General features: G+C 65.5%; 25 protein-coding genes. 13 read left to right on the top strand and 12 right to left on the bottom strand.

Annotation, left to right across the window (positions count from 1 at the left end; genetic code table 11):
- Positions 1 to 42: 42 nt before the first annotated feature.
- Both DVDV_RS14590 and DVDV_RS14585 read right to left on the bottom strand, forming a co-directional pair.
- Positions 43 to 516, bottom strand: a complete 474-nt coding sequence (locus tag DVDV_RS14590) for a pyridoxamine 5'-phosphate oxidase family protein (RefSeq protein ID WP_075355374.1) — start codon at positions 514 to 516, stop codon at positions 43 to 45.
- Between the two features lie 40 nt (positions 517 to 556).
- Positions 557 to 1,252, bottom strand: a complete 696-nt coding sequence (locus DVDV_RS14585; RefSeq protein WP_075355373.1) for a type 1 glutamine amidotransferase — start codon at positions 1,250 to 1,252, stop codon at positions 557 to 559.
- Between the two features lie 192 nt (positions 1,253 to 1,444).
- On the opposite strand from DVDV_RS14585, the gene DVDV_RS14580 reads away from it, so the two are divergent.
- Positions 1,445 to 2,752 (top strand): O-acetylhomoserine aminocarboxypropyltransferase/cysteine synthase family protein, encoded by a 1,308-nt coding sequence (locus DVDV_RS14580; protein ID WP_075355372.1) that lies wholly within the window; start codon positions 1,445 to 1,447, stop codon positions 2,750 to 2,752.
- A gap of 213 nt (positions 2,753 to 2,965) precedes the next feature.
- Here the strand turns inward: DVDV_RS14580 and DVDV_RS14575 are convergent, their stop codons facing one another.
- From DVDV_RS14575 to DVDV_RS14530, 10 genes are all read right to left on the bottom strand, one after another.
- Positions 2,966 to 3,298 carry a type II toxin-antitoxin system RelE/ParE family toxin gene (locus tag DVDV_RS14575; protein ID WP_075355371.1) on the bottom strand — a complete coding sequence of 111 codons (333 nt, stop codon included), beginning with the start codon at positions 3,296 to 3,298 and terminating at the stop codon, positions 2,966 to 2,968.
- Positions 3,298 to 3,573 (bottom strand): type II toxin-antitoxin system Phd/YefM family antitoxin, encoded by a 276-nt coding sequence (locus DVDV_RS14570; protein WP_075355370.1) that lies wholly within the window; start codon positions 3,571 to 3,573, stop codon positions 3,298 to 3,300. The genes DVDV_RS14575 and DVDV_RS14570 overlap by 1 nt, the downstream gene beginning before the upstream one ends.
- A gap of 71 nt (positions 3,574 to 3,644) precedes the next feature.
- A complete protein-coding gene (locus DVDV_RS14565; RefSeq protein WP_075355369.1) occupies positions 3,645 to 5,753 on the bottom strand; it encodes a molybdopterin-dependent oxidoreductase in 2,109 nt (702 codons plus the stop codon).
- A 205-nt stretch (positions 5,754 to 5,958) separates the two neighbouring features.
- Positions 5,959 to 6,387: a DUF1772 domain-containing protein gene (locus tag DVDV_RS14560; protein WP_075355368.1), complete on the bottom strand. Its 429-nt coding sequence runs from the start codon at positions 6,385 to 6,387 to the stop codon at positions 5,959 to 5,961.
- 14 nt (positions 6,388 to 6,401) lie between these two features.
- A complete protein-coding gene (locus DVDV_RS14555; protein ID WP_075355367.1) occupies positions 6,402 to 7,514 on the bottom strand; it encodes a DegT/DnrJ/EryC1/StrS aminotransferase family protein in 1,113 nt (370 codons plus the stop codon).
- Positions 7,515 to 7,622: 108 nt separating this feature from the next.
- The gene (locus tag DVDV_RS14550; protein ID WP_075355366.1) at positions 7,623 to 8,570 is read right to left on the bottom strand and encodes a Gfo/Idh/MocA family protein; all 948 of its coding nucleotides are present in this window, start codon (positions 8,568 to 8,570) and stop codon (positions 7,623 to 7,625) included.
- Positions 8,567 to 9,988 (bottom strand): NDP-hexose 2,3-dehydratase family protein, encoded by a 1,422-nt coding sequence (locus DVDV_RS14545; protein ID WP_075355365.1) that lies wholly within the window; start codon positions 9,986 to 9,988, stop codon positions 8,567 to 8,569. The genes DVDV_RS14550 and DVDV_RS14545 overlap by 4 nt, the downstream gene beginning before the upstream one ends.
- Complete coding sequence (locus DVDV_RS14540) at positions 9,985 to 10,395, bottom strand: FdtA/QdtA family cupin domain-containing protein (RefSeq protein WP_075355364.1); 411 nt, start codon at positions 10,393 to 10,395, stop codon at positions 9,985 to 9,987. Before DVDV_RS14540 ends, DVDV_RS14545 begins: the two co-directional genes overlap by 4 nt.
- On the bottom strand, positions 10,389 to 11,363 hold the full coding sequence (locus tag DVDV_RS14535) for a glycosyltransferase family 2 protein (RefSeq protein ID WP_075355363.1): 975 nt from the start codon (positions 11,361 to 11,363) through the stop codon (positions 10,389 to 10,391). Before DVDV_RS14535 ends, DVDV_RS14540 begins: the two co-directional genes overlap by 7 nt.
- An 8-nt stretch (positions 11,364 to 11,371) precedes the next feature.
- Complete coding sequence (locus DVDV_RS14530; RefSeq protein ID WP_075355362.1) at positions 11,372 to 12,145, bottom strand: class I SAM-dependent methyltransferase; 774 nt, start codon at positions 12,143 to 12,145, stop codon at positions 11,372 to 11,374.
- Positions 12,146 to 12,273: 128 nt separating this feature from the next.
- Here DVDV_RS14530 and DVDV_RS14525 point away from each other — a divergent pair, with 128 nt between their 5' ends.
- The 12 genes from DVDV_RS14525 to DVDV_RS14470 all read left to right on the top strand — a co-directional run bounded on the left by DVDV_RS14525 (position 12,274) and on the right by DVDV_RS14470 (position 24,904).
- Positions 12,274 to 13,026 (top strand): TIGR04283 family arsenosugar biosynthesis glycosyltransferase, encoded by a 753-nt coding sequence (locus DVDV_RS14525; protein ID WP_075355361.1) that lies wholly within the window; start codon positions 12,274 to 12,276, stop codon positions 13,024 to 13,026.
- On the top strand, positions 13,023 to 13,718 hold the full coding sequence (locus DVDV_RS14520; protein WP_254845389.1) for a TIGR04282 family arsenosugar biosynthesis glycosyltransferase: 696 nt from the start codon (positions 13,023 to 13,025) through the stop codon (positions 13,716 to 13,718). The genes DVDV_RS14525 and DVDV_RS14520 overlap by 4 nt, the downstream gene beginning before the upstream one ends.
- A gap of 59 nt (positions 13,719 to 13,777) precedes the next feature.
- The gene (locus tag DVDV_RS14515) at positions 13,778 to 14,533 is read left to right on the top strand and encodes a PTS system mannose/fructose/sorbose family transporter subunit IID (RefSeq protein ID WP_075355360.1); all 756 of its coding nucleotides are present in this window, start codon (positions 13,778 to 13,780) and stop codon (positions 14,531 to 14,533) included.
- Positions 14,534 to 14,588: 55 nt separating this feature from the next.
- Complete coding sequence (locus DVDV_RS14510) at positions 14,589 to 14,912, top strand: HPr family phosphocarrier protein (protein WP_075355359.1); 324 nt, start codon at positions 14,589 to 14,591, stop codon at positions 14,910 to 14,912.
- Between the two features lie 72 nt (positions 14,913 to 14,984).
- Positions 14,985 to 16,766, top strand: a complete 1,782-nt coding sequence (gene ptsP / locus DVDV_RS14505) for a phosphoenolpyruvate--protein phosphotransferase (protein ID WP_075355358.1) — start codon at positions 14,985 to 14,987, stop codon at positions 16,764 to 16,766.
- A gap of 115 nt (positions 16,767 to 16,881) precedes the next feature.
- A complete protein-coding gene (gene smpB / locus DVDV_RS14500; RefSeq protein WP_075355357.1) occupies positions 16,882 to 17,346 on the top strand; it encodes an SsrA-binding protein SmpB in 465 nt (154 codons plus the stop codon).
- 69 nt (positions 17,347 to 17,415) lie between these two features.
- Positions 17,416 to 17,925: a hypothetical protein gene (locus tag DVDV_RS14495; protein ID WP_075355356.1), complete on the top strand. Its 510-nt coding sequence runs from the start codon at positions 17,416 to 17,418 to the stop codon at positions 17,923 to 17,925.
- Between the two features lie 5 nt (positions 17,926 to 17,930).
- Entirely contained in the window at positions 17,931 to 19,319 is a 1,389-nt protein-coding gene (locus DVDV_RS14490) for an FAD-binding oxidoreductase (RefSeq protein WP_075355355.1), read from the top strand.
- Between the two features lies 1 nt (position 19,320).
- Positions 19,321 to 20,508, top strand: coding sequence for a (Fe-S)-binding protein (locus DVDV_RS14485; protein WP_075355354.1), 1,188 nt, complete (start codon positions 19,321 to 19,323; stop codon positions 20,506 to 20,508).
- 73 nt (positions 20,509 to 20,581) lie between these two features.
- Positions 20,582 to 23,098, top strand: a complete 2,517-nt coding sequence (gene secA / locus DVDV_RS14480; protein ID WP_075355353.1) for a preprotein translocase subunit SecA — start codon at positions 20,582 to 20,584, stop codon at positions 23,096 to 23,098.
- A gap of 176 nt (positions 23,099 to 23,274) precedes the next feature.
- Entirely contained in the window at positions 23,275 to 24,129 is an 855-nt protein-coding gene (gene motA, locus DVDV_RS14475; RefSeq protein ID WP_075355352.1) for a flagellar motor stator protein MotA, read from the top strand.
- On the top strand, positions 24,116 to 24,904 hold the full coding sequence (locus DVDV_RS14470) for a flagellar motor protein MotB (RefSeq protein ID WP_075355351.1): 789 nt from the start codon (positions 24,116 to 24,118) through the stop codon (positions 24,902 to 24,904). Before motA ends, DVDV_RS14470 begins: the two co-directional genes overlap by 14 nt.
- Positions 24,905 to 24,988: the final 84 nt, after the last annotated feature.

The raw sequence follows: 24,988 nt of genomic DNA, 5'->3' as shown, positions 1-24,988 counted from the left end.
GGGGGATTCCATCCCCGCCGCCGGAGCATTCTTTCTAAAACACTACCCCCACTCGCCATGCGGCGGATTGGCCTTGCCGGTCATGGAGGCGATGTCGATGCGCACCACGGCCATGACCGGAAAGTGCTCGGGCTTGAACCCGTCCACCGGCCCGCCATGGCGGCGCATGAGAATGCGCATCCCGGCCAGCTTTTCCGCCTCATCCTCGACCAGGACCGCCGTGCCGAAGCCGATGACCGACTTGTAGTTGGTGGTCCAGTCGCAGGGCAGCTCGCCGGTGACGATCTCCACGTCGCTATCCACCTCGAAGCAGACCCTGGGGTATTGGCGCAAGATGTCTATCTTCTTGCCCTTTTTAAACGAATGGAAATAGATGCGCCCGGCGTCGTAGCCCATGTTGACCGGCACGACGTAGGGCCACTCCCCATCGTACATACCCAGGCGGCAGATCTGCGCCTGCATGAGCAATTGTTCGAGGACGGCCTTATCCTTGATTTCACGCTCTTTTCTCCGCATCGCCCACTCCTTTGCCCCGCCGGGCTTTATCGCGCCTGCCTCAGACCCCGGCCAGGGCGTCGAGGAACTGGTAGGTCAGGGTCTTGAGATCTTTAAAGACCTCGCGCCCGGCGTGCATCTGCTTGGGATGGTGCACGGTCGGGCCGGGAACGGCCACGTCCTGGGCGCAGTATTTGATCAGGCGCTGCATTCCCACGGGCGTTGTTTCCAGATGGTATTGCAGGCCCACCACCTTGCGATTGTAGACAAAGGCCTGGTTGGCACAGGCCGCCGAGCTGGCCGCATGGACGGCTCCGGGCGGGATGGCAAACGTGTCGCCATGCCAGTGGAAGGCGTAGTAGGACTCCGGGAACCCGGCAAAAACCGGCTCGGCCAGCCCCTCAGGGGTCATCTGGACCTTGAACCAGCCGATTTCCGGCTCGGGATTGCGCGATACCGACCCGCCAAGGACCACGGACAGGAGCTGCGCCCCCAGGCACACGCCGCAGACGGCCTTGCCGGCCGCAACCGCCGCCTCGATGGCCTTTTTCTCGCCGGCCAGCCACGGATACTCTTTCTCGTCATAGGCGCCCATGGGACCGCCCATGACCACGAGCATGTCGTAGTCGGCAGCCGCCGGCGGCGTTTCATCGGCAAAAAAGCTGGTGGCCGTGACTTCATGGCCGCGCTCGGCGGCCCACAGGCCAATAGCGCCGACATCTTCAAAGGGGACATGGTAGAATGCGTGCAACCGCATGGGACAACCTCCGGTCATGCAAAGGACAAATCCGGCCCGGACGGGCGAACGTCGCATGGTGGGTTTCACACCCCGCCTTGTCAAGAACCAAGGCGCATCACTTTGCTCTTTCCTACCGGGACAGTCCGGTATATAGCGGCATTATGCCCGATCCCGTCGGGCCGCCATCGCCAAACAACCGAGGTATCGCCCATGCCCAATACCCCCTGGCACGCCCAGACCCTGGCCCTGCACGCCGGCCACACGCCGGATACCGACTCCCTGTCCCGGGCCGTGCCCATCCACCAGACCACCAGCTTTTTATTTCGCGATCCCGAGCACGCCGCCAACCTCTTTGCCCTCAAAGAGGCCGGCTACATCTACACCCGCTTAGGCAACCCCACCACCGACGTGCTGGAACGGAGGCTGGCCGCCCTGCACGGGGCCTCGGCCTGCGTGTGCACGGCGTCGGGCATGTCGGCCATCTTCTATGCCATCGCCGCCATCACCAAGGCCGGGCAGAACATCGTCTCGGGGCTCAATCTCTACGGCGGCACCCACACCCTTTTTGAGCACACGCTCAAACGCTTCAGCATCGAGGTGCGCTTCGTCGATTCTTCCGATCCGGCCAACTTCGCCGCCGCCATCGATGACAACACCCGCCTCGTCTACACCGAATCCATCGGCAACCCGCGCTGCAACGTGGACGACCTGCCGGCCATCGCCAAGGTGGCCCACGACGCCGGCCTGCCCTTTATCATCGACAACACCGTGGCCGCGCCGCCGATCTTAAATCCCTTCGACCTGGGGGCCGACATCGCGGTCTATTCCCTGACCAAGATCATCGGCGGCCACGGCACCTGCATCGGCGGGGCCATCGTCGAAGCCGGCGGCTTCGACTGGTCGGCCGGCGGCAGATTCCCGGAAATCACCGCCCCGGACCCCACCTACCACGGGGCCAATTTCTGGGAGATGTTGTGCCAGCTTGAAGGCACGCCCTGCTCGGCCTTTTGCACCAAGGTGCGCACCGGGCTTATGCGCGACATCGGGGCCACGCCCTCGCCGTTTAACAGCTTCCTGGTCATCCAGGGCGTGGAGACGCTGCCGCTTCGGGCCAAGGCCCATTGCGCCAACGCCCAGAAGGTGGCCGAGTTCCTCGAAGCCCACCCGGCCGTCGATTGGGTCAACTACGCCGGACTCCCGAGCCACAAGGACCATGCCCGAGCCAAGGCGTTTTTCCCCATCGGTCCCGGCGCGGTCTTCGGCTTCGGCGTCAAGGGCGGCATTCCCGCCGGCAAGAAGTTTATCAGCGCCGTCAAACTCTGCTCGCATCTGGCCAATATCCTGGACGCCAAGACACTGGTCATCCACCCGGCCAGCACCACCCACTCCCAGCTCACCCCGGCCGAACAACACGAAGCCGGCGTGACCCCGGACATGGTGCGCATTTCGGTTGGCATTGAGGATGTGGAAGATATCATTGCCGATCTGGATCAGGCATTGAAAAAGGCCGGGGAGTAGGAGAGGAGAAGGCAGAAGACAGAAAGCAGAAGAGGCCTCCGGCGGCCGGGGGGGATAATCCCCCCCGGACCCCCTTGATTGAAGAAATTTTTCAAGGGGTTGGTTGCTCGTACGGAAGAGACAGTCGACTGAGGACCGTGGGAGAGGTGATCCCAGATTGAGGGAAGACACCGGAGCGTTTCCCCCAGCCCCCATTGAAACGGGGGGGAGAAATTATCTGCCGGGCTGGATCAGGCGTTTCATAAGCAGCCGCGGCATGTCGCGGCGGCCGTCCGCCACGCACAGGATGTACACGGTCCTGTCGCTGATGCGGTAGAGTATACGGTACTGCCTGTAATGCACCTCGCGAAATTCCCGAATACCGAATTCCAACAATTCCTTGGGAAAATTGCCTCGACCGGGATTTTCTACAAGCCCGGCAACACAGTCCTGAAGGGCTTCCACTATTGCGCAGGCCGCCTCGCGTGAATCCTTCCAGGCAATGTACGCATCGATTTCCCGCAGATCATTGGCTGCATCGGCAGTCAGCACAATCGCATACGACATCAACCAGCTCTCCGACGCCTCAAAATATCCTCAAATACCTCGTTTGCCGGGATAACCTTACCCTCCTCAATCTGACGATTGCCCAGAGCCAGGATCTGGAGCAAGGCCAGGGTTTCCTGAGTCTGCTCATAGCTGGCGACATCCTGCAGGACGGCCTTGGCTTCGCCGTTCTGGGTAATGATCAGCGGTTCCCCGCCCTCACCCAACTCGCGTATGATTTCGGCAGCATGGGCCTTAAGATAACTGATCGGCTTGATCTGTTCAGAAAATTTCATGGGTTCGCCTCCCTGCGGCAACTGGACCAAATATAGTCTCTAAATAAGTCGCCCGCAAGTATCCTGACGCCTCACTCCTTCACAACCGCACACAACAGTCCCCGCAGCTGGTACGAGCCAAAGGCCGGATCATACGGCGGCCCGGCGTTGGTCAGGACGTTGGCCGCCGACTCCAGTTCGCCGAAATGGCCCACGCCCCGCTCCGGGAACCACCAGCCGTGGTCCACACTCGCCACCCCATCCATGATGTCCGGCGTGACCCGCACCCGCATCCGGATTTCCCCGCGCGGACTTGTGACCCGCGCCCAGTCGCCGTCAGCCACGCCGCACTGCGCTGCCGTCCCCGGCGAAAGCTCCACCAGCGGATCGGGCCGCCGGGCGCGCAGAAAGTCGATCTGCCGGCCCTCGCTGTGGAAAAATTCCAGCCGCCGCGCCCCGGTGGTCAGGACCAGCGGAAACTCCCGGGCCGTGTCCGGTGTGGAGACCGGACTTTCCGGCGGCTCTTGGTAGCTTGGCAGCGGGTCGTAGCCAAGCCGGGCCAGCGGCTTGGAAAAAAGCTCCACCGTGCGCGAGGGCGTGCGAAAGCCTTTTTCCAGGTAGCGGCGGTAGTGAGGCCGGGCCAGGACAAGGCCGCGCTCGGCCAGCTCGGCAAAGGTCACCCCGGCCGGACGCAGCCGGGCATCGAAAATCGACTCCAGCGGCTCATCCGCCCCGGCAAGGCCCAGCCGGCCGGCCAGATCGTTTAAAATATGCTCGATCTGCCGGCACTCCCCTGTCTGTACCAGCTTGCGGTGGGCGCCAACACCGCGCGGGGCCACCAGCGGCAGCTCGATCACGCCGTCGATCTCCGGCCACATGGCGCCGGGCAGCACATAATCGGCCAACGCCGCCGTCGGCGTCAGAAAATGGTCCGTGACCACCAGCAGATCAAGGGCTTTGAGCGATTCCAGCACGGCCTGCGAATCGGCCACCGTGGCCAGCGGGTTGTTGCCGAAAAGAAGCAGCGCCCGCACCCGGTAGGGTTCCCCCGTGCGCATGGCCGAAAAAAGCCCGGGGATGTGCGCTGACGGCATAAACGCCCGGAAACCGCCCAAAAGCTTGAACTGCTGCGCCCCGATGCGCTTGCCCAAGGCTTCGGCCGGCAACTCCTGGCGAAGGACCGGATACGCGCCGATCAGGTCTTCGCCAAAAACGTCCCCTCCCGGCACGTCCAGGTTGCCGGTCAGGCCGCGCAAAATGGCCACCGCCCGCACCGTTTGCAGGCTGTTGGGGTTCTGCTCGATGGACACGCCCCAATCGAGTATGGACGGCCGGTCCAGGGCGTAGCGCCGGGCCGCCTCCAGCATCGACGCTGCCGGCACGCCGGTCACCGCCTCGCACCAGGCCGGCGTGTACGCGCCAACGGCCGCGCGCAGTTCGGCCAAACCCGTGGTGTGCTGCTCCACAAACTCCCGGTCGTACCAGCCCTCTTCGATAATCGCCCGGATCATGGCCAGGGCCAGCCCGGCGTCGGTGCCCGGCCGGATCGGCAGCCACAGGCCGCAACGCTTGGCCGTCTCGCTGCGCCTGGGGTCCACGGCTATGCCGAACGCCCCGGCGGCCAGGGCCTTTTTGACCGGAAACGACAGCTCGCCGTCCGGCCCCGAAACCAGCGGATTGTGGCCCCAGAATACAATGGTGCGCGGCGGCGTGTCGCCGTAATAATCCCCGACCACAAAGCCGCCATAGGTCAGGTTGGAAACGGTGATGCGGGGGATAAAACAGTTGGCCAGCCCCGGCTCATACCAGTTGGGCGTGCCAAAGGTGTTGGCAAAGCGGATGACGTGGAAATAATGCGGCCGCCCGGTCCCCTGGCCCAAAGCCACCGACTCCGGCCCGGTCTCGCGGCGAAATCCGTCCAGCCGCGCCGCAATGTCGCCCAAAGCCTCGTCCCAGGAGACCGGCGCAAAATGCCCGCTCCCCCGCGCCCCAACCCGCTTAAGCGGCACGGTCAGCCGGTCCGGGTGGTACAGCATCGCCGGCACGGACAGGCCCTTGACGCACATCCGGCCCAGATTAAACGGCGATCCCAAGCCCGGCCGCACCCGCAACACCCGCCCGCCCGCCACCGTCAGCCGGGCGGCGCAACCGCCGTGGCAGCCGCGACAGATGCTTGCGTGATCGCCGTTGTGGGGGGTCATAAAAGAGTGCCTCCGGCGGCCAAAGGGCAGTGCCCTTTGGAATCCCACAGGGGGGGAGTATGTGAGTCGGATGGGCGATGGTTCTGACGGGAGTGAGGGCATGGGAAAAGAGGAAGAGTGCCTCCGGCGGCCAAAGGGCAGTGCCCTTTGGAAACCCACCTGGGAGGAAGTACGGGAAGGGGCGGGGGCATGGCCGGTCGTGCAATCAGATGAGGGCCAGGAAGAAGCAGACCACGGCCAGAAATCCCAGGGCCGTGCGCGAGGCGTGGAGCAGGTTCCACTTCTCCAGAAGCGCCCGGATGGCGGCGTCGGCCGTGTCCGGGTCGGCAGCCATGAGCGTCCGGTTGACCGGCATGATAAAGCGGTAGGTCACCACCCAGTTGGCAATGGAAAAGAGCGCGCCGGTGACGTACAGCGCCTTGCCGGCCCAGTAGGCGGCCAGCAAACCGAAGAAAAAGCCGCCGATGGCCAAAGAAGCCTGCATCCACAAGGCCCGCGGGTAGCTGGCCTGCCACTGGGCCAGCATCTCTCCGTCAAGAAGCACCCGCCGGGCCGGATGCTCGACCAGATTGATGTACAGGGCCGCGCCGGTAAAGGCGGCCATGATGGCCAGGGCAATGGCACCGAATTCCATAGGACAGCCTCCGCTTACGCGCCGACTTCGGCCAGGGTTTCGAGCAGGGCGGCAATGGCCGTGTCCTGCTCGGCGTCGGTCAGTGACGGGTACATGGGCAGGGAGAAGATCTCCCGGGCCGCCAGTTCGGTGTGCGGCAGGTCGCCTTCCTTGTAGCCCAGATGGGCATAGCCGGTCATGGTATGGATGGGCCAGGGATAGCTGATATTGACGTTGACGTCCCGGGCCTTGAGGCCGGCCATGACCGCGTCGCGCCGGGGATGGCGCACCACGTACAGATAGTAGGCGTGCTCGTTGCCGGGGGCCGTGGCCGGCAAGGAGAGCGAGGTTCCGGCCAGGGCCGCGTCGTAGCGGGCGGCCAGTTCCCGGCGGCGGGCGAGGTAGGCCGGCAGATGGGCCAGCTTGCCGCGCAGGATGGCGGCGTGGAGTTCGTCGAGCCGGCTGTTGTAGCCGTCTTCCAGGGCGTAATAGGTCTTTTCCATGCCGTAAAAACGCAGCCGGCGCAGCTTCTGGTCGATGGCTTCGCTGCCGGAGAGCACCATGCCGCCGTCGCCGTACGTCCCGAGGATTTTGGTCGGATAAAATGAAAAGGCGGCCGCGTCGGCCAGGGAGCCGCAGACCTTGCCGTGGCGGGTCGCGCCGTGGGACTGGGCGCAGTCCTCGATGACGGCCAGCCCATGGCGGGCGGCGACCGCAGCCACGGCCTCCATGTCCACGCACTGGCCGAAAAGATGCACCGCCACGACGGCCCGGGTGCGCGGCGTGACCGCCGCTTCCAGCCTGTCCACGTCCATCAAATAGGTGGCCGGGTCGATGTCGACGAACCGGGGCACGCCTCCGGCGCTGACAATGGCCGAGACGGTCGGCACGGCGGTGTTGGAGACGGTGATGACCTCGTCGCCGGCTTTAAGGCCAGCCGCCAGCAGGGCCAGCATGACGGCATTGGTGCCATTGTCCACGCCGACGCCGTGGGCCGCGCCGCAGTAGTCGGCAAATTCCCGCTCAAAGGCGGCCACATTGGGGCCGAGGATAAGCTTGCCCGAGGCCAGCACCGCTTCCACGGCCGCCAGTATCTCGCCCCGCTCGGCCTCGTATTCTTTCAAATATCCCCAAACATTGACTGGCATAGTGTGTACTCCTCACTCTCGTACTCTCCCCCTTTGCAGGGTCCGGGGGATCATCCCCCGGCCGCCGGAGGCCTCTTCCGTCTTCGCCCCTCGCCTCTCGCCTCTTCTCTACCCGCCTGCCGCCGCCTGTCGCAGGCGCGCCAGGGTGCGGGCGTCGGCGAGCAGGGCCTCGGCGAGGGGCTGGCCGTGGCCGGTGCGGATGGCGGTAAAGACGCGCCCAAAGAAGCCGGCAAAGGCGTCGGCCGGCGGGGTGGTCTGGCTCGTCTGGCCGGTTGGGGCGTTGAGGGCCAGGGCCAGGGCAGCGTTTGGCGGCGGGGTGAAGGCCCGGTCCATGGTGGCGGCCAGGGAGGGACCGAGGATGTCCAGGCGGTTGGCGTAGCCGGTATCGAAGCCAAAGGTAGCGGCGAAACTTTTGCCGCCCGGGTAGGTCATGTGGCAGACGAAGGCGGTATCCACTTCCGGGCCGCGCGACAGGATGCGGCAGGCGACATGGTCCGGCTCGGTCCCGAAAAAGAAGCGTCCGGGGCTGGCGGCGTAGGCCCCGAGGTCGTAAAGCGCCCCACCGCCACAGTCGGAGCGGTGGCGGAAGTTGCCGGCCGGCAGCGGCGGAAAGGAGAAGATGGCGGACAGGCGTGTGGGGGCGCTGCCGGCGGCGGCAAAGGCAGAGAGGACGGCAGCCGGGCGCGGGTGGTCGGTCCAGACCGTGGCTTCGGCCAGGACCAGATTTTTTCGGGCCGCGAGATTGGCGGCCTGTTCGGCCTCGGCCAGGGCGAGGAAGGCCGGTTTGTCCACGATGACATGGCGGCCCGATTCCAGGGCGGCCAGGGCCAGGGCGGCGTGGCGGCTGTTTTCGGTGGAGACGTAGACGATCTCGGCCGGGCTGTGGGCCAGGGCTGTGGCCGGGTCGTCCTGCCAGGCCACGGGCAGCCCGGCCGGGATAGCGGGACGCCGGCCGCTTCGCGAGGCCACGGTCAGGCCGGTGACGCCAAGGTCCGGGAGGTTTGGCAGCACCCGGCGGGCAAAGATGTCGGATGCGCCAAGGACAAGGAGCTTCACGGCAGGGTCTCCAGCAGGCCCAGGCAGGCGATGAGATTTCGGGCCTCGATATTGACGTGCCCATGCCGGGCCATGCGCCACAGCTGGCCAAGCGTCATCCAGATGTAGTGCTCTGGGAGGGCAAGGTTTTGCCCGGGCGGCAGTTCCACCACCATGTAGCGGTTCTGGAAGTGGTAAAAGCGCCCACCCTCTTCGGACTGCACGGTATCGTAGCGCACGACGAGGTGCTCCGGATCGAGAAAATGCTCCAGAAAACGCGGGGGGCAAGTCCTTTGGGATCGGGCGGCCACTTCGGAGCAGGCCACGGTGGGACCGATCTCCATGCCGTCGCGGTTGCCGGGTTCGAGGCTGCCCCGGGCCAGGAAATGGAGTACGCCGCCGTGGCGCTGGCACAAAAATCCGACCAGCCCCTGGCCTTTGTGATGCAAAAGCGGCTGGGACCAGCGGGTGGATTCCCGGGTCTTGGCGGCCACGTCCACGCCGATGACGGAAAAGTACAGTCCCGACTCGTGGCGGATGTCCGTATCCGTCACCATCCAGCTGCGCAGGCGGTCCAGGGGCAGGGGCAGGACGCGCATGGCATGGCGGGCCTTGCCGGCCGTCAGCCAGGCCATGAGCCGGTCCATGGTATGGCGTTCCTTGTCCGAGCGGCAAAACGACAGATAGATGTCCAGGCCAAAGCCGGTGACCCCGTCGACCAGGCCATAATCCGGCGATTCGTCGGGATCGGCCAGGGGAATGAGCGAGACCACCGTGCGGGCGTCCATGTTGACGATGTTGTCGTGGGCGAGCAGGGCCTTGATCTGCCCGAGCGTCAGCCAGCAGAAATCCTCGTGCATGGGCACGGGGCCGTCCACGGCCACCACCATGTTGCGGTTTCGTTTGCGCAGAAACCGCGCCCCCTGTTCCGGCTGGAGCTGGTCGAGCAGCACCCGGGCCAGACCGGGCTCGGTGAAGTATTCGAGGTAGCGCGGGGCGCTGCCCTGGTGCACCCGGGAATAATTGCTGTGGGTGGCCTGGACCGTGGGCGAGAGCTGGAGGATGTTGATGTTGCCCGGCTCCATCTTGGCCTGCATGAGAAAATGGAGCACGCCGTCGATTTCCCGGGCCAGGAGGCCGAGGATGCCCACTTCGGGCTGGTTGATGATGGGCTGGTCCCAGGTCGGCGCGGGACCGAAGCCGGTTTCCACCCGAATGCCCTCGATGGAGAAAAACCGCCCCGAGCGGTGGACCAGGCGCAGGGGTCCCGGGGCGTAGTGCCACTGGTTGAGGCTGGCCAGGGGGACCTGGCGCACCTCGAAACGGTGGCAGCGGTCCTTGGCGGCAAACCAGTCCCTGACGGCGTCAAGATCCGGGAATTCCCCGGCCATGGCCCGGCACGACTGCAAAAAAGCCTGACGAACGCCGGCGAAGCTCATGGGTTGGCCACCGCAGCCAGATAGTCGTCGTAACTGCGGATCGAACGGCCCATGTCGTAGTGGGTGCTGGCCAGGACCAGACAGACCGCCCCCGGGGAAATGTCGCGGATGTCGATGTAGACCATGGCCGGGATGAACAGGCCCCGGGCCGGGTCGTCCAGGCGGTGGGACAGGCGGGCCAAGCCGTCGGTGAGGTCGAGTCGCAGCGAACCGGCCACGCAGACCACCAGTTGGTCGGTGTCGCGATGGGCATGGCCGCCGCGCTCGGCTGTCATGTGGTGCATGTAAAAGACGCGGCGGATGGGAAAGGGGATGGTCCGGCCGGCTTCCACGGCCGAAAGCGCCCCCCGGTCGTCGCCGACGGTGGGGACGTCAATGGTGCGGACCAAGGTCAGCGGGCTTACCATCGCCGGGGCTCCCGGCCGCCAGGCGTGCCACCACCATGGACCTCGCGCACCACGAACTGGGGCGCGCGGTTGGCTTCAAGCAGACCCCGGCCCACGTATTCGCCAAGCAGGCCGAGCATGACGAGCTGGATGCCGGCGAAGATGACCACGGTGACGTAAAGCGTGGGCCAGCCGGCCGGCACCTCCACACAAAACAGCTTTTCAAGCAGGCTCCACACGGCCATGACCAGCCCGAAGGCGCTGACCGCCAGCCCAAGCACGGCAGACAGGCGCAGCGGGGCCACGGAAAAATTGACGAACATGGTCAGCCACAACCGCACGAGCTTCCACAGGGTGTAGCCCGACCGGCCGGTCTGGCGCTGGCAGTGCGTCACCGGCACCTGGGTGATGTTGTCGGTGACCCGAAAAATCAATCCGTCGACATAGGGAGACGGGCCGGCATAGTCGGTGATGCGGTCCACGATGAAGCGGCTGAGGCACTTGAAACTCGACAGATAGAGATGGGGCGGTTTGCCGAGCAGCCAGGTGGCCACCCGGTCGTGAAAGGCGCTGCCCCAGTTGCGCAGGGGATGGTGGCACTTTTCCCGGAACGCGCCGTAGACCACGTCGTAGCCGCCGGCCACGGCCGTTTCCACCAACCGGGCCGCCTCGGCCGGAGGATTTTGGAAATCGTCGTCCATGATCACGACATACTCGCCCCCGGACTGGCACAAGCCGGCCATGACCGCGCTATGCTCGCCGAAATTGCGGGCCAGCTTGAGATAGGTCACCCGGCCGGCATGGCGTTCGCAACAGGCCAGGCATTCCCGATGGCTGCCGTCGCGGCTGCCGTCGTTTATGAGCACCACATCGGTTTGCGGCAGGGGCGGATTGGCGAGCAGGTCGTCAACCAGCCGGCCAATGGTGGCCTCGGCGTTGTACACCGGGATCACGACCGTGAGTGTTGGGGAAGATGGGGCTGCTATCATATCCCGTTTCAGGCGGATTGCAGGTTGTCGGCGACAGGTTTGCGGGCCAGGGCGAATATGGAAAGCCCAAAAGGCAACGAAAGTCCATGCCTTACAATCATGTCATTTTCAAGGCTGCGAATCCCGGCCAGGATGGCGTTGACCGGTCCGGGCAAAGGCGCAAGATCGGACACCGGCCCCTGGCCGTCCGGACGCGGGCGTTTGCGCCAAAGCCGCACCAGGGCGGCGATGGGAAACAGGATCGTATTGGAATAGCTGAAAATTTCCAGAGTGAAGCCGGCAGCGGCCAAAAGCCGGCGCACCTCGTCGGCCTGATAGCGTTTCACCACCCCGACCGCCCGGTCGTGCTGGCTGTAAAGGGCATCGAAGGCCACCAGATTGAGGATCAGCGCCCCGCCCGGGGCCAGCACCCGGAAAAGCTCCCGAAAGGCGGCCGGCACCTCGGCCGGCGGCACATTGGCCAGGACGTCCAGGGACACGGCCACATCAAAGCTTGCCGCAGCAAACGGCAGGGTCGTGGCCGAGGCCTGCACCAGGGGAAAGGGGCCGCGCCGCCGGGTCAGCGACAGGGCCGTGGCCGACAGATCGAGCCCCACGGGCGCAACATCGCGCAGGAGATCGAGAGCTTTGCCCGTGCCGCAACCGGCGTCGAGCACCCGGCCCGGGCCCTTCACCAACCCCCGGCACCGGTCAAAGGCCTTTTGCAGCTGGTCGTGCAGGCCAAGGTACCACCAGTGGTGCTCCTCGGACCCGAACATGGTGGCGTATTCAGCTTCTTGCATGGACAATGCATCCTCTGGCGATCAGTCTGCGGACGCGGCCGCAGGGGCCACGTCGTGGCCTCACTCTAGCGGTTTGCCCAAAAAAAATCTATTGCACCGAGGCAAGTATCCCGCAGCACGAGGCCGCCATGTCGCCGTTGTCCGCACCCCAGCCGCTTTTCTCCGTCATCGCCCCGGTCCTTGGCGAATGCGGCCGCATAAACGGCCTGGTGGACAACATCCGGGCTGCCGGCTACGGCCTGGCCATAGAGATCATCGTTGTCGACGGCGACCCGGCCGGAGCGACGCTTCGCGCCCTGGACCGGCCCGGCGTCACCGGCCTGACCTCGCCCCCGGGCCGGGGCCGGCAGCAAAATGCCGGCGCGGCCGTGGCTTCGGGCGAATATCTTTTATTTCTGCACGCCGACACCCGCCTGCCGGCCGGGGCCTTCGAGGCGGCCGCCGGCCTGCTCGAGGGCCGGGCCGAACTCGGGGCCTTTTCCCTGGCCATCCGCTCGGACAACGTCCTGCTGCGCCTCATTGCCGCCGCGGCCACCTGGCGGTCGCGTTTTTTTTCCCTGCCCTACGGCGATCAGGCCCTGTTTCTGCGCCGGGATCTGTTCGAGGCCATGGGCGGCTTTGCCGACATCCCCATCATGGAAGACGTGGAACTGGTGCGCACCCTGCGCCGGGCCGGCGGGCGGGTGGCCATCTCCCCCCGCTGCGTCACCACCTCGGCCAGACGCTGGCGGGCCGGGGGCATCCTGGCCACCACCGGGCGCAATCTGGCCCTGCTGCTCTTTTTCACCCTGGGCGTTTCGCCCCACCGCCTGGCCCGCCACTACCCGGCCATGCCCGAAGGCCCAAAGCAGGCAAACGCCCCGGCCGGAAACCGGCCGTGAGCGAAACCGCCCTGCTGGTCATGGTCAAGGCCCCGCTGCCCGGCCTGGTCAAAACCCGGCTGGCCGCCGCCATCGGCCCGGCCGCCGCCCTTTGCGCCTACCGGGCCATGGTCGGCAATGTCCTGGCTGCGGTTGACGCCTGCGGCCTGCCGGCCAGCATCGTCTATACCCCGGGCCCGGCCCGAGAGGCCGTGGCCGGGCTGTGCGGCCCGGCCCGGCGCTGCCTGCCCCAGGCCCCGGGCGATCTCGGGGCCCGCATGGCCGCCGCCCTGGCCCGGGCCTTTGCCGACGGGGCAAAAAAGGCCGTGCTGATCGGCTCCGACCTGCCCCTGGTGACTCCGGGGCTGCTGCGCCGGGCGGCGCATATCCTTTGCACCCGCCCGGCCGTGCTCGGGCCGGCCGACGACGGCGGCTACTGGCTGATCGGGTTTGGCCGGGACGGGTTTTGGCCGGACGTTTTTACCGACATGCCCTGGAGCACGCCGGCCGTGGCCGCCCTGACCCTGGACCGCCTGGCCGCAGCCGGCCGCCGGCCGGGGATTTTGCCCAGGCTGCCCGACTGCGACACGCCGGGCGACCTGGCCCGGCTGGCCGGCCCGCCCTGGCGGGAACAGCTCGAGGCCACGCCCTTTGGCCGATTTCTGGCCCAGGGGCCGGCCGCGATGTTTGACCAAAACCCCGGCTGCCGTTAAGACTCAGGCGAAAATGATGCGACGCCGCCAAAGGGCGGCCGCAGGAGCAGGGAGCGCCATTGGCGACGCCAAGCGGTGAATTAAGCGCCAGGACCCTTATGTCCTGCTTTTTGCGCTGCTACCTCGTGGGAGCCGCCTTTAACACCCGTGGCCTGCAGCACGTGGGGCTGGCCTATGCCATGGAGCCGGGACTGGTGCGGCTCTATCCCGATCCGGCCGTTCGCAACGAGGTTTTTGAGCGCTATCTCAAGCTTTACAATACCCATTTTTTCTGGACGCCGCTTTTGGTGGGACTTTTCCTGTCGCTTGAGGAGAAAATAGCCCAGGGGCTCGCGCCAGCGGAAATGCTTGACAACGTCAAGACCACAACGGCATTCACCCTCTCCGCCATAGGCGATACGTTTTTTTCCGCCAGCGTCATGGGCCTGTGGGGCATCTCGGCGGCCTGTCTGGCGGCCAGCGGCCGCTACAGCCTGCTGCTGGCCGCGGCGGCGGTCCTGTTTGTCACCGCCCAGGTGTTCAAGGCCATCACCTTTCGCACCGGCTACCGCGAAGGCTTCCAGGTGCTGCGGCGGCTCAAGCGCTGGGATCTGGTCAACCTCGGCCGGCGCATCAAGATGGCCAATGCCGTGCTTCTGGCCGTCTTTTGGATTTTGGCCCGGCCCCGGGGCGAGACCGGTTCGGCCCTGGCCGATGCGGCGCTGATCGGCATTCTGGCCGCCTGGGCCGCCACCCGGCCGTCCGTGGCCCGGGAGGTCGCCTTGCTGGTCCTGGCCGCCGGCTGGATTTTCGCCCGTTCCATGTGGCCGGCCTGAGGGCCGGCAAAACCGCCCGACGCCTTCGCCGGGACAACCGCCGATACGGTGGACGATGACCGAGCCATCCCCTTTCGCCCCAACCATGGGCGCTGACGATATCCTGGCCGACAAGAGCGGCTACTCGCTGCGGGTTCGTGTGTTAAACGACCAGGGTCTGCACGCCCGCCCTGCGGCCAGACTGGCCCAGGAAGCCCAGAAATTCGCCTGCGACGTCCATCTGCGCCATGACGAGGCCGAGGTGGACGCCAAGAGCATCCTGGATATCCTGACCATGGCCGCCGGCCATGGCAGCGAGCTGGAACTGCGCGCCCAGGGACCAGGCGCCGTGGACGCCTTGCGCCATCTTGGCGAACTGTTCCGCAACCGCTTCCGTTAGACCGCCAACCCCAACGCCCACCGCGTGCCGACCGCCGCCCCGCGCCGCCGGTACGCCAAGGACCAGCCCGACATGGCAACCCTCAAAGGCATTCCCGTCTCCGCCGGCATCTCCATCGGACGGGCCTTTTTCCTCAACCGCTCCGGGGCCGGACCGCTGCCCCGCCAGACCCTGCCCGAAGCCCTGGTCGGGCCGGAAATCGCCCGTCTGGAACGGGCCTTTGCCCAGTTCGGCCTGGAAATCGAGCAGGCCCGGGAACGCATCCCGGCGGAACTGCGCGAACACACGCTCATTATCGATTCCCATCTGATGATCCTTAAGGACCCGAAACTCTCGGGCGTGGCCAAGCGCTACATCCAGACCCTGGGCATCAACGCCGAATGGGCCCTGGACAAGGCCGTGGCCGACCTGGAAAAGGCCTTCGAGGCCCTGGACGATCCCTATTTCCGCGACCGCATCCAGGACGTGCGCACGGTTTCCGGCCGCGTCCAGGCCCGGCTGGCCGGCCAGACCGCCGAAACCCGGGCCATCGAGAGCCGGGTGGTGCTCATGGCCCACGACGTCTCCCCGGCCGACACCGCCTCCCTGCAGACGGACAAGATCATGGCCCTGGTCACGGTCCAGGGCGGCAAGACCTCCCATACCGGCATTCTGGCCCGGACCCTTGGCATCCCTGCCGTGGTCGGGGTGACCGAACTGGAGCGCGAGGTGCGCGACGGCGATCTGGTGGTGGTGGACGGGCTGCGCGGCGTGGTGGTGCTGTCCCCGGCCGAGGACGAACTGGCCCGGCTCTCCGACCTCAAATACCAGTTCGAGGCCTATCAGGCCGGCATCATGCGCGGCTGCCATCTGCCGGGCGAAACCATTGACGGCTACCGGCTCAAGGTCAAAGCCAACATCGAGATGCTCGACGAGGTGGCGACCGTGGTCAACAACGGCGGCGAGGGCATTGGCCTGTACCGCACCGAATATTCCTACATGAACCGGGTGAAACTGCCCACCGAGGAAGAACTTTACCAGGAATACCTGGATCTTGCCACGATCATGTCGCCGCGGCGGGTGACCCTTCGCACCCTGGACGCCGGGGCCGACAAGTTTGTGAGCACCCTTGGGGCCCTTGATGAGCGCAACCCGGCCCTGGGCCTGCGGGCCATTCGCCTGTGCATGCACCACCCCGACATTTTCAAAACCCAGTTGCGGGCCATCCTGCGGGCCTCGGTTGCCGGCAACATCTCGGTGATGTTCCCCATGATCTCGGGGCTGCGCGAAATCAGGCAGGCCAAGGCCATGCTGGCCGAGGCCCGGGCCGAGCTGCGCCAGGAAGGCCTGCGTTTTAACGCCGAACTGCCGGTCGGCATCATGATGGAGCTGCCCTCGGCCGTCATGATCGCCGAGGTGCTGGCCCGGGAAGTGGATTTTTTCAGCATCGGCACCAACGACCTCATCCAGTACTCCCTTGGCATCGACCGCACCAACCGCTACGTGTCCCACATGTACCAGCCCCTGCACCCGGCCGTGGTGCGCTCCATCAAGCACGTGGTCGACGCCGCCCATCAGGCCGGCATCGAGGTGAGCCTTTGCGGCGAGATGGCCTCCGATCCCTTCTGCGTGCCCATTCTCATGGGCATGCAGATCGATTGCATCAGCTTAACCCCCCAGGCCATCCCCGGCATCAAGCGCATTATTCGCCAAGCCACCATGGACGATTGCAAAAATCTGCTTAAATTGGTCCTGGAAAGCCCGTCCGTGACCCGGACCAATGCCCTGGTCCAGGAAACCATCTTCCGGCAGTTCCCGGACGAGCTGATGTTTTATTCCTCCCTGCTTGACCGGGACGAAAATCCGGCCCATTGACCGCCCGGGCTGCCGGGCCGTATCAGGGGCCTTGCAAACGACGGTCTCCGAGCGGGCGCGCCCTTGACGCCCATCGGGCGCGTATCGGGCGCGAAAGCGCCACACTAAGGATGTCATGGCAGCGAAAGAATCGGGCGAAAAGCTCATTGCCCTCAATAAAAAGGCCCGTCACCTCTACGAGATTATCGACAAATTCGAGGCCGGCCTGGTCCTGGTCGGCTCCGAAGTGAAATCCCTTCGGGCCGGGCGCATCAGTTTCAAGGACGGCTACGTCAAGATCCAGGGCGACGAGGCCTTTCTTGTCGGCGTGCATATCGCGCCCTATGAGAATGCCGGCGATTTCGGCCATGAGCCGGAACGGCCGCGAAAGCTGCTGCTCCATGCCGCCGAAATCCACGTCCTTCGGGTCAAGGTGGAACAAAAGGGCCTGACCGTGGTGCCGCTGCGGGCCTATTTTAAAAATGGCCGGGCCAAGATGGAAATCGCCCTGGTCCGGGGAAAGAAAGTGTTTGACCGCCGCGACGACCTCAAATCCCGGGATCTGGCCCGCGACGCGGCCCGGGAACTGGCGCGGCACTAAGGACAGACCGCCTCTGCCCGCCCCGGCCCGCTTCCGGCCTAGGGCAAAACCGCTGCAAGGAACCTTTGTATGGGCCGCTACCGCTTTCTTCTCACGCTGCTTGTCCTGCTTGCCTCGGCCGGCCTCTGCCCGGCCTGGGCGGCCGAGTCCGACGAACGGGTGGAAGTCTTCCTCGACGAGACGGCCGCCCTGTTCGGGCAGTCTGAAGCCGATGTCGTGCGCAACCTCGGCGCGCCCCGGGAACGGTTGGCCGTGCCGTTTACCAGCCCCCACGACGACAAGCCCTACGAGATCATCACGCTTGCCTACGACGGCATGGTGGTGTCGCTGTACAGCATGGAAGAAGGCCAGCGCCAGTTCTTCCACCAGATCCGCATCCTTTCCTCCCCGTCCTGCTTTGCCCGAAAGATCTGCCGGGGCACGCCCAAGGAGCGCCTCTCCGCCGTGCTTGGCCCGCCCGAAGAGGTGGAAGACAACCAGTGGCGCTACTCCGACATGAGCGGCTACAACGAGCTGTCGTTCACTTTTGACGCGGCCGGAGCCGTGGACACCCTGACCTGGACCGCCGAGGCAGACTGACCCCTATGACCCAAGCCCCCGCCCTCTCCGCCGAGGCCCGCCGCTTCCTGGAAAAAACCTTCCCCGGCGACGCGGCCGTCACCTCGCCCGAGGAAATGTTCGTCTACGGCACCGACGCCTCCCGCCGCCATGCCATGCCAACGGCCGTGGTGCGGCCGGACTCCGTGGAGCAGGTGCGCGAACTCCTGGCCTTTGCCGAGGCCAACCGCCTGCCCATCCTGCCCCGCGGCCGGGCCACCAACACGGTTGGCGACTGCATCCCGGTCACCGGCGGCATTGTCGTGTCCACGGCGCGCTTAAACCGCATCCTGGAGATTGACCCCGACGACTTCGTGGCCGTGGTCGAACCCGGCGTGGTCACCGGCGATTTGCAGGCCGCCCTGGCCAGGGAACGGCTTTTTTACGCGCCCGACCCGGCCAGCGTGAAATTTTCCACCATCGGCGGCAACGCTTCCACCTGCGCCGGCGGGATGCGGGCGGTCAAGTACGGCGTCACCCGCGACCATATCCTCGGCATCGAGGCCGTGCTTCCGGGCGGCGAGCTGGTCCGTTTTGGCGGGCGCACCCATAAAAACGTGGTGGGCCTTGATCTCACCCGCCTGTTTGTCGGTTCCGAAGGCACCCTTGGGCTCATGACCCGGCTGACCGTCAAGCTCCTGCCCCTGCCGGCCGCCACCGCCACCCTGGCCCTGGCCTTTGCCGACGTGGACACGGCGCTGACTGCAGCCGGCGACGTGTTTCGGGCCGGCATTTTGCCGGCCGCCCTGGAATTTCTGGGTCGGGAGGCCATGGTCGCCGTGGCCGGGATCAGCGAGGTGCCCTGGCCGGCCGAGGCCGGCGCGGTCCTGCTTATCCGCGTGGACGGCTCGCCTGCGGCCGTGGCCGCCGACCTGCGGCTGCTGGAAACGGCCACCCGCCCGGCCGGTCCGGTCTGGAGCCGCCCGGCCGCCACCCGGGAGGACGAAGAAGCCCTGTGGGAACTGCGCCGGCTGCTCAATCCCGCCTCGTTTAAGGCCGCGCCGGACAAGATCAGCGACGACGTCACCGTGCCGCGCGGCCGGCTGCGCGAAGCCGCCGCCGGCATCGCCGCCGTGGCCGGGGAACTGCGCCTGAAGATTCTTTTTTTCGGGCATATCGGCGACGGCAACCTCCACGTCAACATCATGCACGATGCCGCCGACCCGGATGAACGCGACCGGGCCCAAACCGCCCGGGAACGCATCCTCGGCCTGTGTCTGGCCCTTCGCGGCACCCTGTCCGGCGAACACGGCGTCGGGCTGTCCAAACTGCCGTTTATCGACCGCCAGCTCTCGCCCCTGGAGCGCGACCTCATGGCCCGGGTCAAGGCTGCGTTCGACCCGCACGGCATCATGAACCCCCACAAGGCGTACTAGCGTGTCCACGGAACTGACCCCCGTCCATTGCCTGCACGGCCAGGGACGTCGCCCGGAGTGCATCCTGTGCGGCCGCTGCCTGCCGGCCTGTCCGCTGTTTACCGCCACCGGCCGCGAGGAGTTGTCCCCGCGCTCCAAATTTTTCCTGGCGAGGGCCGTGGCCGAGGGCCGGGCCGAGCTGTCGGCCAAGGCCGCCGAGATCCTCACCACCCAGTGCCTGTCCTGCGGCCGCTGCGAAAACGCCTGTCCGCTCGGCCTTTGCGGCCCGGATCTGGTGGCCGAGCTGCGCGCCTCCCATCCCGGCTTTGCCGGTTTTCTCTGGAAGCTTTGGATCGAGCGGGCCGGGCTCATGTGGCCCCTGGCCCGGTCGCTGACCCGCCTGCTCCCCGGCTCGGTCCCCATCGAGGCCGTGGCCCGGGCCCGCGACGCCCTGGCCGCCATGGGTTCGGGCAATGCCCCGGCTCCCTGGCTTTTGCCCAAGACCTACGACATCCGCCACCTGGGCAAAAAGGCCGTGCTCTTTGCCGGCTGCGTGGCCGAGCACGCCAACCCGCGTTGGAAAGACAGCGCCAACCGGCTGCTGGCCGGCCTTGGCATCGACGTCCTGCCCGATCCGGGCTTTACCTGCTGCGGCTGCACCCTGGGCCATGCCGGTGCGCCCGACGCCCAGGCCGCCATGCAGCAGCAAAATATCGAGGCCTGGCGCAAGGCCGGCCGGCCGCTCATGGTGGTTTTTTGCGCCACCTGCCGTTGCGGCCTTCGGGCCTATGCCCGAAAAGACCTGGGCCTGGCCATGGACGAGATCGGCCTTTGGCGCGACAATCTCGTCTCCCTGGCCGAGCTGTTGGGCGACACCACCTTTGCCGTGGCCAACACCGCCCCGGCGGTGGTTCGCTACCACCGCCCCTGCCACGGGGCCGGCGGCAACCAGGATCTGGGCTTTTTACGCCGGGCCATGGGCGAACGCCTCGTCTTTCGCGAGGAGGAGACCCCCTGCTGCGGCTTCGGCGGCTTGACCAAGCTGACCGCCCCGGAGCTTTCCGACGCCGTGGCCAAAAACGCCCTGGCCATCTACGCCCCCAAGCCCGGAGAACAGATCGTCACCGGCTGCTCGGGCTGCGTCACCCAGCTGCGCAGCGTCGCCCCGGACGGCGTTGTCGTCGGCCACTGGCTGGAGTGCATCGGCTGACAATCGCCCGGCCCAATAAAGACAGATTTTCGAGGCAGCAAACGCCGCCCCGCATTCATAAGGAGTCCCGCTCATGCTTAAATCCATTGCCCGGACGATGTTCGGGTCGCGAAATGACCGCTATCTGAAAGGTCTTCGCCCCATTGTCGAGGCGATCAACGCCTTTGAGCCGCAGGTCAAGGCCCTTGACGACGACGCCATCCGCGCCCGTATCGTGGAGCTTCGCCAGGAAGTGGCCGGCGGCCGCACCCTGGACGACATCCTGCCCGAAGTCTTTGCCATCGTGCGCGAGGCCTCGGTGCGCTCGCTCGGAATGCGCCACTACGACGTGCAGCTCATTGGCGGAGTCACCCTCCACCAGGGCAAGATCGCCGAAATGAAGACCGGTGAAGGCAAGACACTGGTGGCCACCCTGCCCGTGGTCTTAAACGCCCTGTCCGGCAAGGGCGTGCACCTCATCACCGTCAACGACTACCTGGCCCGCCGCGATGCCGCCTGGATGGGCAAGCTCTACGCCTTCCTCGGCCTCACCGTCGGCGTCATCCTCCACGGGCTGACCGACGAGGAGCGCCAGGCCTCCTACGGCGCAGACATCACCTACGGCACCAACAACGAGTTCGGCTTCGACTATCTGCGCGACAACATGAAGTTTTACCAGGAACAGCTGGTGCAGCGGCCGCTTAATTTCGCCATCGTCGATGAAGTGGACTCCATCCTCATCGACGAAGCCAGAACGCCGCTCATCATTTCCGGCCAGGCCGAGGATTCCTCGGTGCTCTACGCCCGGATCAATGCGCTCATTCCCATGCTCCACCGCGACACCCACTTCACCGTGGACGAAAAAGCCCGCACCGTGCTTTTGACCGACGACGGCGTCATGCGCATGGAAGACATCCTCAAAATCGACAACCTGTTCGACGCCGCCAACATCACCCTGCAGCACCATGTGCTCCAGGCCCTAAAAGCCCACCACATCTTCCAGCGCGACGTGGATTACGTGGTCAAGGACGGCGAAGTCATCATCGTCGATGAATTCACCGGCCGGCTCATGCCCGGCCGCCGCTATTCCGACGGCCTGCATCAGGCCCTGGAGGCCAAGGAACTGGTCCAGGTCGAGGCCGAAAACCAGACCCTGGCCACCATCACTTTCCAGAACTACTTCCGCATGTACAAAAAGCTGTCCGGCATGACCGGCACAGCCGACACCGAGGCCGTGGAATTCCGCGAAATCTACGACCTGGAAGTCATCTCTATCCCCACCAACCAGCCCATGGTGCGCAAGGATTTCCCCGACCTCGTCTACAAGACCCAGCGGGAGAAGTTTGAGGCCATTGCCGCCGACGTCAAGGAGCTGCACGGGCGCGGCCAGCCGGTGCTGGTCGGCACGGTCTCCATTGAAAAATCCGAGATGCTCTCGGAGATGCTCAAAAAGACCGGCGTGCCCCACGACGTCCTAAACGCCAAGAACCACGAGAAAGAAGCCGAAATCGTGGCCCAGGCCGGCCACGCCGGCAAGGTCACCATTGCCACCAACATGGCCGGCCGCGGCACGGACATCGTGCTCGGGCCCGGCGTGGTCGAGCTCGGCGGCCTGCACATCCTCGGCACCGAGCGCCACGAATCCCGGCGCATCGACAACCAGTTGCGCGGCCGGGCCGGCCGTCAGGGCGACCCCGGCTCCTCGCGCTTCTATCTGGCCCTCGATGACGACCTCATGCGCCTTTTCGGCTCCGACCGCTTAAAGGGCCTCATGGACAAGCTCGGCATGGAAGACGGCGAGCCCATCGAGAACCGCATGGTGTCGCGGGCCATTGAAAACGCCCAGAAACGGGTGGAAGGCCACAACTTCGAAATCCGCAAGCAGCTGCTCGACTACGACAACGTCATGAACCAGCAGCGCGAGGTCATCTATTCGCGCCGCCGGGAACTCATGGCCACCACCGAGCCGGAAGCCTTTGTCATGGCCAGCCTCGATGAAATCGTGGACGAGATCTTCGCCCCGCTGGAAGCGGCCAAGGGCACGCCCGATACCGAACTGCTGGAAATCGCCGCGGCCCAGATCGAGGACATCCTCGATCTCAAGATCGAACTGGTCAGCGGCGACCTCACGGAAAAAGAAACGGTCCTCGAATCCGCCAAGGGCCGCCAGCGCGAACTGGCCGACACGGCCGGGGCGCATTACAAGGAAGTGGCCCGCTACTTCCTGCTCGACAGCCTGGACCGCCACTGGAAGGAACACCTGCTGTCCATGGACCACCTGCGCGACGGCATCGGCCTTCGCGGCTACGGCCAGAAAGACCCCAAGCAGGAATACAAGCGCGAAGGCTTCGAACTCTTCCAGCAGCTCATTTACAGTATGCGCGATGCGGCGATCCGGGCCATGTCCCGGGTGCGCATCCGGGCCGAGGTCCAGGAAGAGGAATTCCAGCACAAGGACGATACCGCCAATGTGCAGTACTCCGGTGCGGCGGCCGCAGCTGAAGCAGCCAAAAAGGAACCCACGCGGCGCGAGGCCCCCAAGGTCGGGCGCAACGATCCCTGCCCCTGCGGCTCGGGCAAGAAATACAAGAAGTGCCACGGCGCAAAATAGCCGTCCAGGCCACGGGGCGAGGCCGAAGTGCGTCTCGCCCCTTGCCCGACAGGCCGGTTTTTTCTAAAGCAGGAGGGTAACGCCGCAGGCGTGTTCTTCTGACACTTTCCGGAAGGCGCTTTTGCGTCGGCCGGTATCTTCCCGGGCAGCCCAAAAGCACGCCCGTACGGTGGGCCATGTTCGCGATTATCGGCATTGTGGTGGTTCTCGCCTGCGTCTTCGGCGGCTTCCTGCTCGAAGGCGGCCATATGGGCGTGCTGTTCCAGCCCATCGAACTGCTCATCATCGGCGGCGCGGCCCTGGGCTCCTTTTTCATCTCCTCGCCCAAATCCATCGCCCTTGGCACCTTCAAACACGTCATGCACGTGTTTTCCGGCAAGGAACCAACGGCCGGCGACTATTCCGACCTGCTCTCGCTGCTCTTCGAACTCATCAACATCGCCCGCCGCGACGGCATCGTGGCCCTGGAGCCGCATGTCGCCAAGCCCGAACAGTCCGCCACCATCAACCGCTACCCGAACCTGGCCAAAAACAAACAGCTGGCCTATTTCATCTGCGACAACATCAAGTGCCTGCTCTCCGAAGGCATCGACGCCCACCGCTACGACGACCTCATGCGCACCGACATCGCCACCATGCACCACCACGCCATGATCGCCCCGGGAGCCGTGACCAAAATCGCCGACGCCCTGCCCGGCCTTGGCATCGTGGCCGCCGTGCTTGGCATCGTCTTGACCATGGGCAAGATCAACGAGCCGCCGGAAGTGCTCGGCCACAGCATCGGCGCGGCCCTGGTCGGCACCTTCCTCGGTATTTTACTGAGCTACGGCTTCGTCGGCCCCATGGCCGTCAACCTGGAATACCAGGCCAAGGCCCAGCAGCACATGCTCCATGTGGTCAAGGAAGTGCTGGCCGCCTTCAACTCCGGTTTCTCGCCGCTTTTGTCCGTGGAAATGGGCCGCCGGGCCATCCCCGACGATGTGCGGCCGAGCATGGAAGACATGGAAGGGGCGCTTCGTGGGAAAAAATGACGGCAAGACCGTTGTCATCTACCGCGACTCCGACGAGGGGCACGGCGGACACCACGGCGGCTCGTGGAAGGTGGCCTACGCCGACTTCGTGACGGCCATGATGGCCTTTTTCCTGCTTCTGTGGCTGGTGGTGTCGCTCAAGCCCCAGACCAAAACCGAGCTGTCCCTGGTTTTCCAGGACAAAAACGTGCCCTCCAAGGAAAAAGTCCAGAACCTGGAAAAAGTGCCCACCTTCATCAGCCCCGACGCCATCAAGGGCAACCCGGAATTCAAGCTCTCCCAGGAAAACAAGCTCAAATACGAAATCGCCATCCTGATCAAGGAGCTGATCACCTCCGATCAGGCCGTCAAAAACAACTCCGGCGTCAGCAACGACTCCTCCGGCGTGCTCATGCAGGTCAACAGCTCGGTCATGTTCAAGCCCGGCGTGGCCGAACTGACCCCGGCCGCCCGGAAGGTCCTGGACGGCGTGGCCAAAATCCTGCGCGATTTCAAGATCAACCTCACCGTGCGCGGCCACGCCGACGACGAGGAAGGCTCCGGCACCTATCCGTCCAAATGGGAACTGTCCGCGGCCCGGGCCGCGGCCGCCGCCCGCTATCTGGCCGAAAAAGCCGGCATCCCCACCACCCGCCTGCGGGCCGTGGGACTGGCCGACAGCCAGCCCCTGGTGCCGCCCACCTCGCCCGAAAACAAGGCCAGAAACCGGCGCATCGAATTCTTCTACACCAGCCCGGACATGCGCCCGGCCGAGCGGTCCCAGGACGGACCGTAGGCCGTCGTGTGCGGGCAGAGAAGAGAGAGAAGAGAAGATAGAGAAGAAGAAGATGCCTCCGGCGGCCGGGGGGATGATCCCCGG

It is taken from the genome of Desulfovibrio sp. DV (assembly GCF_001936595.1).
Classification (GTDB): Bacteria; Desulfobacterota; Desulfovibrionia; order Desulfovibrionales; family Desulfovibrionaceae; genus Solidesulfovibrio.
Note: the sequence above shows the minus strand (reverse complement) of the source record. Positions and strands in the feature narration are given on the sequence as shown.

Excerpts from the sequence above, each read along its gene's own strand:
- DVDV_RS14590 (WP_075355374.1), bottom strand. The coding sequence starts at position 516 with ATGCGGAGAAAAGAGCGTGAAATCAAGGATAAGGCCGTCCTCGAACAA.
- DVDV_RS14585 (WP_075355373.1), bottom strand. The coding sequence starts at position 1,252 with ATGCGGTTGCACGCATTCTACCATGTCCCCTTTGAAGATGTCGGCGCT.
- DVDV_RS14580 (WP_075355372.1), top strand. The coding sequence starts at position 1,445 with ATGCCCAATACCCCCTGGCACGCCCAGACCCTGGCCCTGCACGCCGGC.
- DVDV_RS14575 (WP_075355371.1), bottom strand. The coding sequence starts at position 3,298 with ATGTCGTATGCGATTGTGCTGACTGCCGATGCAGCCAATGATCTGCGG.
- DVDV_RS14570 (WP_075355370.1), bottom strand. The coding sequence starts at position 3,573 with ATGAAATTTTCTGAACAGATCAAGCCGATCAGTTATCTTAAGGCCCAT.
- DVDV_RS14565 (WP_075355369.1), bottom strand. The coding sequence starts at position 5,753 with ATGACCCCCCACAACGGCGATCACGCAAGCATCTGTCGCGGCTGCCAC.
- DVDV_RS14560 (WP_075355368.1), bottom strand. The coding sequence starts at position 6,387 with ATGGAATTCGGTGCCATTGCCCTGGCCATCATGGCCGCCTTTACCGGC.
- DVDV_RS14555 (WP_075355367.1), bottom strand. The coding sequence starts at position 7,514 with ATGCCAGTCAATGTTTGGGGATATTTGAAAGAATACGAGGCCGAGCGG.
- DVDV_RS14545 (WP_075355365.1), bottom strand. The coding sequence starts at position 9,988 with ATGAGCTTCGCCGGCGTTCGTCAGGCTTTTTTGCAGTCGTGCCGGGCC.
- DVDV_RS14540 (WP_075355364.1), bottom strand. The coding sequence starts at position 10,395 with ATGGTAAGCCCGCTGACCTTGGTCCGCACCATTGACGTCCCCACCGTC.
- DVDV_RS14535 (WP_075355363.1), bottom strand. The coding sequence starts at position 11,363 with ATGATAGCAGCCCCATCTTCCCCAACACTCACGGTCGTGATCCCGGTG.
- DVDV_RS14530 (WP_075355362.1), bottom strand. The coding sequence starts at position 12,145 with ATGCAAGAAGCTGAATACGCCACCATGTTCGGGTCCGAGGAGCACCAC.
- DVDV_RS14525 (WP_075355361.1), top strand. The coding sequence starts at position 12,274 with ATGTCGCCGTTGTCCGCACCCCAGCCGCTTTTCTCCGTCATCGCCCCG.
- DVDV_RS14510 (WP_075355359.1), top strand. The coding sequence starts at position 14,589 with ATGACCGAGCCATCCCCTTTCGCCCCAACCATGGGCGCTGACGATATC.
- ptsP (WP_075355358.1), top strand. The coding sequence starts at position 14,985 with ATGGCAACCCTCAAAGGCATTCCCGTCTCCGCCGGCATCTCCATCGGA.
- smpB (WP_075355357.1), top strand. The coding sequence starts at position 16,882 with ATGGCAGCGAAAGAATCGGGCGAAAAGCTCATTGCCCTCAATAAAAAG.
- DVDV_RS14495 (WP_075355356.1), top strand. The coding sequence starts at position 17,416 with ATGGGCCGCTACCGCTTTCTTCTCACGCTGCTTGTCCTGCTTGCCTCG.
- DVDV_RS14490 (WP_075355355.1), top strand. The coding sequence starts at position 17,931 with ATGACCCAAGCCCCCGCCCTCTCCGCCGAGGCCCGCCGCTTCCTGGAA.
- secA (WP_075355353.1), top strand. The coding sequence starts at position 20,582 with ATGCTTAAATCCATTGCCCGGACGATGTTCGGGTCGCGAAATGACCGC.
- motA (WP_075355352.1), top strand. The coding sequence starts at position 23,275 with ATGTTCGCGATTATCGGCATTGTGGTGGTTCTCGCCTGCGTCTTCGGC.